6 protein-coding genes are annotated in these 10,256 nt (G+C 43.2%); 5 read left to right on the forward strand and 1 reads right to left on the reverse strand.

Going from position 1 to position 10,256, the window contains the following annotated elements; genetic code table 11:
* Positions 1–654 precede the first annotated feature (654 nt).
* From Q1V93_RS09095 to Q1V93_RS09115, 5 genes are all read left to right on the forward strand, one after another.
* Positions 655–1,374: a pirin family protein gene (locus tag Q1V93_RS09095; protein WP_300663949.1), complete on the forward strand. Its 720-nt coding sequence runs from the start codon at positions 655–657 to the stop codon at positions 1,372–1,374.
* 10 nt (positions 1,375–1,384) lie between these two features.
* Complete coding sequence (locus tag Q1V93_RS09100; protein ID WP_300663951.1) at positions 1,385–2,002, forward strand: NAD(P)H-dependent oxidoreductase; 618 nt, start codon at positions 1,385–1,387, stop codon at positions 2,000–2,002.
* A gap of 138 nt (positions 2,003–2,140) precedes the next feature.
* The gene (locus tag Q1V93_RS09105; RefSeq protein WP_300663953.1) at positions 2,141–2,659 is read left to right on the forward strand and encodes a YceI family protein; all 519 of its coding nucleotides are present in this window, start codon (positions 2,141–2,143) and stop codon (positions 2,657–2,659) included.
* 158 nt (positions 2,660–2,817) lie between these two features.
* Positions 2,818–4,698, forward strand: a complete 1,881-nt coding sequence (locus tag Q1V93_RS09110; protein WP_300663955.1) for a T9SS type A sorting domain-containing protein — start codon at positions 2,818–2,820, stop codon at positions 4,696–4,698.
* A 2-nt stretch (positions 4,699–4,700) separates the two neighbouring features.
* Positions 4,701–5,072, forward strand: coding sequence for a hypothetical protein (locus Q1V93_RS09115; protein WP_300663957.1), 372 nt, complete (start codon positions 4,701–4,703; stop codon positions 5,070–5,072).
* An 883-nt stretch (positions 5,073–5,955) separates the two neighbouring features.
* Here Q1V93_RS09115 and Q1V93_RS09120 read toward each other — a convergent pair.
* A partial coding sequence (locus Q1V93_RS09120) for a T9SS type A sorting domain-containing protein (RefSeq protein ID WP_300663959.1) occupies positions 5,956–10,256 on the reverse strand: 4,301 nt, incomplete at its 5' end.

Consider the following 10,256-nt stretch of genomic DNA (forward strand, 5'->3'; position numbering starts at 1 on the left):
CGGGACTCGAACCCGCGACCCCATGCGTGACAGGCATGTATTCTAACCAACTGAACTACCAAACCAATTTCTTTTCCTTTGCAGGAGTTAGCAACAGCTAACTTTCGAATTGTGTAATGCTTTCCGTTAAAAGCGTTGCAAAGATACACTCAATTTTCATTCCTGCAAGCGATTTTTGAAAAAAAAGTGAATTTTATTTTCTCAAAACCCCGTTATTGCTCGAAATCAAAAGATTAATAATTTAATAAAAACTGGTTAAAATCATGTCTCAAAGAATTTTTGCCCCCCAGACTCAACTTCCCTTCAGGTAATTTTAGAATGTCTTGCATTGAAACTTAGATGATGTCCTTGAAAACTCTTTGCGTCCTTTGCGCCTTTGCGTTTTAAAATGAAGGGTTGTTCAAAAATCTGCTTTCCTCTATGGGAATTTACACAACTGCCCTAATCGTGAATACCTGATAAATTTCTTCATGTTCTCACATTTTTATAAAATAGTGTAAAAAGCCCGGTTTTATTAGGATCCCCGATTTCCAACCCGAACCCTCCCCGATTCAATTTCAAAAAAAATGATAAAATAATATCTACCATGGTAATTATTTCAAAAGTTGTTGTATCTTTGTCTTATCAAATTATCCAAAAAAGGAGAACAAACACATGAAAACAATCTTCCACTCAGAAAACTCAAGAGGTCATGCCAACCACGGTTGGTTGAATGCGAAACACTCTTTCAGCTTCGCCTCCTGGTACAACCCGGAAAGAGTGCATTTCGGCACCTTACGCGTATTGAATGACGACACTGTTTCACCGGGAATGGGATTCGGAACACACCCGCACGACAATATGGAGATTATCACCATTCCGTTGGAGGGAGCAATTGCACATAAAGATTCAATGGGGAACAGTTCCACTATTCAAACCGGAGAAATCCAGGTCATGAGTGCCGGAACGGGAATCCAACACTCGGAGTTTAACCCGAATGACGACAAAGACCTGAAATTATTCCAGATCTGGCTTTTCCCGAACAAACGAAATGTAGAACCGCGCTACGACCAGCAAAAAATCACGGTCGATGAACATCCGAACGAATTCGTTCAAATCCTTTCCCCGAACCCAGACGATGCAGGTGTCTGGATTCACCAGGATGCATGGTTTAACATGGGGAAATTCACGGAAGACAAAACCGTAACATACGATTTCAAAGATCCCAAAAACGGTCTGTATGTGATGCAGGTTGAAGGAAGTTCAGTGATCGACGGACAGCAGTTAAATCGTCGGGATGCATTAGGAATTGTTGACACTTCCTCCGTAACTTTGCACATAACCAAAGGTTCTACGCTCCTGTTGATGGAGGTACCGATGGATGTGAACTTGTAAGGATACAACAATGAAAAATGTGCTAACATGGCGTTATGCCACACAAAAATATGACCCGGCTCAAAAAGTCAGCGAAGAAAACATGCAGGAAATTCTGGAGGCGATTAACAGTGCTCCGACTTCCTACGGTTTGCAGCCCTTCAAACTGATCCACGTGAAGTCGCCCGAATTGCGCAAACAATTGAGAGCAGCTTCTTACGATCAGTCGCCGGTAACAGACGCTTCCGAATTGCTTGTCTTCACCGTGAACCGCAACATGGACAGCGAACACATCAACTCGTACATGAAACGGATCGTGGAAGTAAGACAGGTTGAAAGGGAAAAACTCAACCGCTTCGAGCAAAACATTGCCGGAGTATTGGGAGACCTGAGTTCGGCTGAGCTGATTGCATGGAATACCAAGCAGGCTTACATCGGACTGGGATTCGGTTTGGTGATGGCAGCGCATTTAGGAATTGACAGCACTCCGATGGAAGGCTTTCAAAAAGACAAATACGACGAGATTCTCGGTTTGGAAGATGATCATTCGGTATTGGTTCTGACTTTCGGATACCGCTCGGATGAAGACCATACGCAACACAACAAGAAAGTCCGTAAAACTTTAGAACAATTAGTAACCGTTAAATAGACTTTAAGATAAAAAGACTTCAGGATTTAAAGAATATAGATGACTGAATACAAATTGAATCTATGAAAATTTTTGAACTCTTGAACCTTTGAACTTTTCAAACAGTAACACAATAAAGTAATCTAAAAAACAACAATTATGAGTACAACAAAATGGGTAATCGACCCGACACACAGCGAAGTAGGTTTCAGCGTAAAGCACATGATGTTTACAAAAGTAAACGGAACATTTGACCAGGTAGATGCTACCGTTGAAGCAGAAGAAGGATTCAAAAACATTACCATTAATGCTCAGATCGATGCAAGTTCGGTCAACACCAGAAACGAGCAAAGAGACGGACATTTGAAAAGCGGAGACTTCTTCGATGTGGAGCAATATCCTACCATTACATTTAAAGCAACAGCTGACGAGTTAAAGTCCGGAAAGATTACCGGAGAATTCAACCTGCACGGTGTAACGAAAGAACTTCCATTGAAAATTGAATTCCACGGAGAAGGAAAAGATCCTTGGGGAAATCAAAAAGCAGCTTTCAGCTTCGAATCAGAAATCAATCGCAAGGATTTCGGTTTAACATGGAACTCTGCGCTAGAAACAGGCGGGGTTTTAGTTGGAGAAGATGTAAAACTAAGAGGTGAAATTCAATTAGTTAAGCAATAAATTTAGTAAACAGATTTAGTAAAGACAGGTTGTTACAGCCTGTCTTTTTTTATTCATTTCAAAGGGCATTTCGTACATTCAACTAAGGAATCTGTTCATTTTCTGAACACAAAAAAGAAAATCATTATTAATATGCCCTTAACTAATGATGATCTTTTATGAAGCTACTACTACAACTGGTAATCAGCCTTTTACCTTTTTCAACTTGTTTCGCCCAACCTTCCAACGACAATCCTTGCTCAGCAACACCTTTAACGGTGGGAACTTCCTGTTCCTTTGCAACATACACCAACGCGGCCGCAACTGCAAGTGCGGGAGTTCCGGCACCAGGTTGTGCGAATTATGTTAGCGGAGATGTCTGGTTTACAGCCATTGTTCCTGCAAGCGGTGTTCTGACCGTGGATATGGGAACAGGAGTTATCACCGATTCCGGGATGGCTTTCTATACAGGAACCTGTGGCTCACTCACCTTATTGGAGTGCGATGATGATGACTCTCCGAACGGAAACATGTCCATGATCAACCGGACAGGATTAACTCCCGGATCCACCATCTTTATCCGGGTTTGGGAATACGGAGGTGACAACAACGGTACTTTTCAGATTTGTGCCAGCGCACCGCTTCCAATGACAAACGATAATCCTTGTTCCGCAATCCCGTTAACAGCAAACGCATCTTGTTCATATACCGGCGCAACAAATGTAGGTTCAACTGCAACAGCAGGAGTTCCGGCACCAGGGTGTGCTTCCTATGTGGGCGAAGATGTTTGGTTTACAGTAGTCGTTCCGGCAACAGGATCCATCATGGTAAACACCAATACCGGAACAATAACCGACAGTGGAATGGCATTTTACACCGGAACCTGTGGCTCACTCACCTTATTGGAATGTGACGACGATGATTCTCCCAACGGAGCAATGTCCATGATTTCCCGTGGTGGCTTAACGCCCGGCAGCACCATCTATGTGCGGTTTTGGGATTACGGAGGCGGATCGGGAACTTTTTCCATCTGTGCCGTTGCAGGAGCTCCGACAAATTCATGCGGGAGCGCTGCCACGAATGACAATTGCCCTTCACCCGCAATCCTGACACAAGGACCCGGAACATTCTCCGCATCAACAGACGTTACTTTTACTGCCGATCAGCCGGGAAATGTGAGCACTGTTTTTTGTGGTTCCATCGAAAATAATTCGTGGTATCAGTTCGTTGCAACCAGCACCACACACACTTTCCCGATTACAAGTGTTTTCGGCTGCGTAAGCAACTGGGGAATTCAGGCACACGTATACAGCGTTACTTACGACGCTTCCGGCTGCTGTACAGGGTTCACTTCCATGTCAAACTGTTATAACCCCGGAAACACAACCTTAGGCACTGTAACAGCAACAGGATTAACGATTGGAAATCAATACATGTTAATGATCGACGGAAATGCAGGAGACGGTTGTGAGTTCACCATTTCAGGATGGACCGCAACAGGAATTCTTCCAGTAGAATTATCTGAGTTCAACGGAAACGCTACTTCCAGTGGAAACATGCTTTCCTGGACCACCGAAGGAGAATATAAAAACGATCATTTCGAAGTGATGTATTCACGCGATGCAGAACATTTCGAACAAGTTGGAATCATCCAGGGAGCGGGCACAACCTCACAGCAGCAATCCTACGATTTCATCCACCAGGGAGTTCCTTCCGGAACAAGTTTTTACAAACTTCAGCAAGTAAATCTCGATGGTGAACGTACAGACTCCAAGATCATTTCCATTAATGCAAAAGACGATTCAGACGGTCTGTTCAGTGCGTATCCGAATCCTGCAAAAGACCAGCTGACCATTCAGCTTCAAAGTGCTAAAAACGAAACCTTCACGATTTCTGTTTTGGATCAGAAAGGAATTCCGGTAATGACTGAAAGCATTGACGTGAAAGAAGGAATCACAAATCTTTACAGAGACCTTTCTCAACTCGGTGACGGTGTTTACACCTTAGTAGTCACAAGCAGCAGCTCGTCGCAAAAACAACGTATTATTAAATTTGATTAATCATGAAAAAAATCCTTTCAGTTCTTGTACTATGCGTCTTATCCGGTGGAGCATTTTCTCAAACAGCTACTTTTGAATTAAACCAGGAAAAAGCACGCTATAATCAGACGAAAAACGTTTCCCAGATCGTTTCGTCGGGGTTCACTTCATCAACAACCATCAGCCATTCACATTTCACGCAAATTGCTGCTGCAATGGAACAAAAAGACGGTTATGTCTCCTGCACCCTGACACCACAGAATGAATTAATCATAAGCCACGAAAACTGGCTGGATGTAAAAGATATCCTGGATGTGATCCGGCAATTCGTTCCGGTTGAACACAAAAAAGCTTCAACTACCGAAACAGGAGAAACACAACACATTTCAAAGTGAGAGAAAGCATCGCTTTCGAAGACTGAGCTATCCCTTGCACAACAAGCGTAATGCGAAGGAAAAGCACCGCTTTCAAAAGGTAAACACTATTCAAAAAAGATCAATAATCAGAGAGGCCGTTCATAGCAACGGTCTTTTTTAGTTATCCCGATACCTGATTTTAAATTTTATGTCTTGTATGCGAATTTAGAAGAGGACAATAAAACCCTTTGCGCACTTTGCATCTTAGCGTTTATTAAATCAATCCCGCCTTTAAGCACATGAAGAGAAAGCACCGCTTTCGAAGACTGAGCATAGCTTGCACAACAAGCGTAATGCGAAGGATAAAGCACCGCTTTCGAAGACTTAACATCGGTTGATTCCCCAAGTGTTCAACTGAACACATTCCGAAGTCTATACAAAAGATCATTCGTAATTCGTAATTAAAGAATCCAGAGCGACTTGTGATGAGCTCATCGAATCAAGCCGAAGCCTACCTAATCAATTCTCACAACTGTAAAAAATTCACGGTCAAAAAAAGCACAATAAAAACCATTAAAAATGGTATATCCATGGTTCAAGTATGGATAGAGCATGGGTAGAGTATGGATAGAGTATAGATACAGTATAAAAATGTTACAAACTTAACATCCCTTTCAAGTATGAATCAGCCGGATTTTCGCCATTTCAAGTACTTTTTTCAAGAAACACACACTTCCTGCACCATCTGAAAAACACATATTTCCCAATCTTAAAATTGCTCACTTACGAGAATAACAATCTCTTCTTTCTTGTCAACACTTGTTCTTGCTTTAAGTCAGAAACAAGAGTAAGACCGGCTACAAAAAAAGCGGGCACCCTTTCGAGTGCCCGCTTTCGCGATCAGAATATTCTGATTATTTCATTAGTTCTTCACGATACGTTCAACTGAAGTTCCAACCTCAGTTTTGATTTTCAATGTATAAACACCTCGTTCGTAAGCCCCAAGATCAATTTGATCTCCTGACTTGATTTGAGACGTTTGAACCAATTTACCTTGAGCATCAAACACATCTACTGTTGCAGTTACCGCTTCCATTGTCACGATTACGAAATCGTGAGTCGGGTTCGGGTGAACAGAGATATTAGATACTGAATTTTCCTTGATTCCAACATTGTTGATCGTGATACAGTTCGATGTATCCGAACAGCCATTTGCCGTAGTTACAATTGCAGCATAAGAACCGTTAGCCGCTGGTGTATACGTAGCTAATGTAGCTCCGGAAACCAAGGTATTCGTTGTACAATTCAACCATGCAAATGTTCCAGTCATCGTTGAGCTAGCTGTGAAAGATCCGTTTCCGTTATTTGTTACTGTAACAACCGGTTTCGAATTGATCGTCAGATTCAATGTAATCACTGAATCACAACCTGCTGCATTCGTAAGTGTATGCGTGTATGCTCCGGAAGCCGTATACGTTTGTCCACTTAAAGACCAGGTATACGATCCACAGGAAGTCGCTGAAACCAGTGACGTTGACGGCTGATTAATTGTCAGGTGCAATGTTACTACCGAGTCACAGCCCGAAGCATTCGTAACCGTAAACGTTGGCGTATTCGTTGAAGCATTGTAAACTACCCCATCAATCCATGTATACGTTCCACAAGCAACCTTCGTATCAATTCCGGTATTTGCTGCTCCCATTGTTAAGTTCAATGTTACAACTGAATCACATCCTACACTGTTCAGAATAGTATGCGTATAAGATCCTCCTGTTGCATACGTCTGACCGTTCAATGCCCAGGTATAAGATCCACAACCGGTTGCTGTAACTGTTGCCGCACTTGGTGAGTTAATTGTCAGATTCAATGTAATAATCGAATCACAACCCACTGCATTTGCAATCGTATCACGATACAATCCACTCGTGTTGTAAACCAACCCTGTCTGAGCCCATGTATAAGCGCTACAAGCCGTCACCAGAATTGGAGCTGAGAACGTACTGTTTTTAATTGTAAGGTTCAATGTAGCAACAGAATCACATCCTACACTGTTTGTCAAAGTATGTGTGTAAGTTCCGGAAGTCGTATACACTGTTCCGTTCCATAGATAAGAATCACACTCTGTAACAGTTGCACTGGATGTAGATGGTTGATTCACCGTAATCGTCGCTGAACTTTGAGCCGTACAACCATTACTTCCTGTATATGTTGCAATATAGGTTGTAGTTGTTGTCGGTTTTGCATAAACACTGGATGTTGTTGCCCCTGCCGTATAAGCAGTTGTTGCTCCTGCGTTTGTATAAAGTGATCCCGCAGGAGACCATGTAGGAACAATATTTGTAAAAGCAAAGCGCGTGTTTGGTCTCAAAGTACTTGCACCGCTGGTTCCCCAGGCAGTCAAAGCATCATAACCTGCAATTCCTCCGGCAACATTATCCGTAGCGCCGTAGAAAACAGTATTTGCAGCTGTGGTAGTAGTATTAGTACGGGTACCTGAACCATTTCCACCGTTTCCTGCGTTATGAACCGTCTCTACAACAATGTTCGATGTTCCGTTCCATGTAAATGGAGTCGTTAACGTAAATGTCACGATTCCGGCAGTAGACGGAGTATAAGTTGTAGGACCATACACTGTAGAAGTACCTGTAACAAACCCTGTCAAAGCAGTATTTGAAGTATTCCCCATACGAATGGTGAAGTTTGTACATGCATTCGCAACAAACGCATTCACATCAAATGCTACTGAATTAATCTGGCTTCCTGCGCTCAATCCCTGAGCTGTAAGTTCAGCTGCTGTGAACAAAATCTGATGTTTTACACCTCCATAGTATGCACTCAACGGATTCGGATAAGAAGTTGTGCTTGGCGCAGTTGTTCCTGTTCCAAAAATTGCAGTACCCCCACTTGTAGCAGGACCGCTTGTCAGATTCTGAACTGTTCCGGCACAAATAGTTGCTGTAGCTGGAGTAACAGGGAATGTTTGAGGTAGCGGATTAACTGTTATTGAAATAGTAGCACTTGTCACACAACCATTATTTGCACCACCACTGGCATCAGTAGCAGTAACTGTATAAGTTGTATTTGCAGTTGGAGATGCACTCACAGTTGCACCGGTTCCCAAACCTCCGGACCAGGTATATGTATAATTCGGATCATTTGGACTGGAAGCAGTTAGTGCTGTTGAACTTCCGTTACAGATAACCGCTGTTCCTGCAATCGAAATCGCCGGAGGAGTTGTTACCGTAGCAGTTACAGCCGTTCTTCCACTCGTACATGTTCCGTTGCTTTCAGACACATAGAAAGTAGTCGTTGCAGAGATACTGTAAGCTGAAAGTGAGCTTCCCGTTTCTCCTGGAAGTGCCGTACCACCAGTAGCAGCAAGATACCAGGAATAAGTATTTCCAGGTGTTCCTGAACCCGTAACAGAAGCAGTCGGTACTCCTGTACCACATTGAGTTCCGTTGTTAGCAACCGGATTCGCAGGAGCAGGATTAATTGTCACTGCAGACGTGTTAGCTGTCGCAACACATCCTGTAGCCGGGTTTGTTGCAGTTACAGTAAATACCTGGTTGATCGGAGCACCCGAAGTATTTGAAATAGAAGTAACAGCCGAAGAAGTATTCAAACCGGTTCCCGGAGCCCATGACCAATTGTACAAGCCGTTCAAGCTCATTGCAAACGTCATTTTCGGTCTCATTGAGATCGTATTAGTAGCCACAGGCTCAGCAAGTATCGCTGCCGCAGTAGTTCCATCTGCACGGTAGTAAGCTCCTGAAACGTAAGCTGTGTTATCATATTGAACCTCTGAATAAGCACCTCCGGAGTTGTTGTTACTCCATGAAGTCTGGATAACCAGGTTACTGGTTCCATTCCAAAAAATTGGTGCACTGAATGTAAATGTATTCAAAGAACTTGCTGTCAAAGACAACGAAGGAGTCGAATAAACCTGCGTCAAAGAAGCTGTTGGAATAAGCCCTCCGGATAAATCCGTATTTGCCGTAGTTCCCGCATGAACCGTGAAACCTGCATAAGTAGTTCCAACCGTTCCGATATTCAAAGCTACTGAGATAATATTACCTGCCGTCAAACCAGCCGCTGTCAACTCAGATGCACGAATAACAAACTGTGATTTAACACCACCGAATAAATGGTAGAAAGGACTGTAATATCCTGAAGAACCTAGATTAGCTCCGGCTCCCACAACGAATGGCCCTGCACTTCCTCCTCCGATATTTGCCTCAAGGTTGATGTTAGCTCCACTACAAACCGTTGCCGGTGTTGCAGTAGCCGAGCTGATATCCGGAAGTGTGTTCACCGTAACTGTTGTTGTTGCTGTTGCAGCACATCCTCCGTCAACACCTGTAACGGTATAAGTAAATGATCCTGCAACCGTTGGAGTAACAGTTACTGAAGCTCCTGCTAATGGAGTTTCCGCGCCACTTCCTGTTGTTGCACTTTGAGTTGAGTAAGTATAACTTTGGAATGGTGTCGGGTTAATATTTGCTGCTGTCAACGTAAAGGATCCACCGACACAAACCGCTGCTGCAGAAGGTGTCAATGAAACCTGATCCGGTGTTGAAACGTTCACAGTTACTGGCACTCTTGCACTTTCACAACCTGTTGCCGTATTCAATTCACTCACATAGAATGTGGTTGTTGCAGCTACAGTAGATGCATAAGTTGTAGAAGTTGTTGATTGAACAGCCGTACCTCCTGTAGACACTGTATACCAATTGAATGTTGGCGTAGGCAGTCCGGATGTAGAAATTACGTGCGCCGTAGGAACCTGAACACCACACTGAGCAGAGTTAACTGCCGTTGGCGTAGCCGGAAGCGGATTAACTGTTACACTTACAGTTGGTGCAGGAGAAACTACACAACCAGCAGCCGTAATTGTTGCTGTATATGTTGTTGTTGTTGTTGGAGAAACAGACAATGGGTTAGTTGTTCCAACCGTAGTTGCTCCATCTGACCAGGAAACACTCTGAATTGCCGGAGCACCATTTCCTGCAAATACCACATTTAATCTATTTGTACTTACAGTCCCTGTAGCGCCACCATTCGTTGACCAAACAACCGTATTTCCAGTTGTAGCGGTGTAATATGTTTGAGAGTTATTCGTTGAATTTGCACCATCATGACTTACTTCAACAACAATATTGGATGTTCCGTCCCAAACATAAGGAGTTGAGAAATTGATCACATTCACACCAACAGCATGAG

It is taken from the genome of Fluviicola sp. (assembly GCF_030151805.1).
GTDB lineage: Bacteria > Bacteroidota > Bacteroidia > Flavobacteriales_D > Crocinitomicaceae > Fluviicola.

What these genes read in the sequence shown, in the direction of transcription:
- Q1V93_RS09115 (WP_300663957.1), top strand. Translation starts at nt 4,701, where the DNA reads ATGAAAAAAATCCTTTCAGTTCTTGTACTATGCGTCTTATCCGGTGGA.
- Q1V93_RS09105 (WP_300663953.1), top strand. Translation starts at nt 2,141, where the DNA reads ATGAGTACAACAAAATGGGTAATCGACCCGACACACAGCGAAGTAGGT.
- Q1V93_RS09100 (WP_300663951.1), top strand. Translation starts at nt 1,385, where the DNA reads ATGAAAAATGTGCTAACATGGCGTTATGCCACACAAAAATATGACCCG.
- Q1V93_RS09110 (WP_300663955.1), top strand. Translation starts at nt 2,818, where the DNA reads ATGAAGCTACTACTACAACTGGTAATCAGCCTTTTACCTTTTTCAACT.
- Q1V93_RS09095 (WP_300663949.1), top strand. Translation starts at nt 655, where the DNA reads ATGAAAACAATCTTCCACTCAGAAAACTCAAGAGGTCATGCCAACCAC.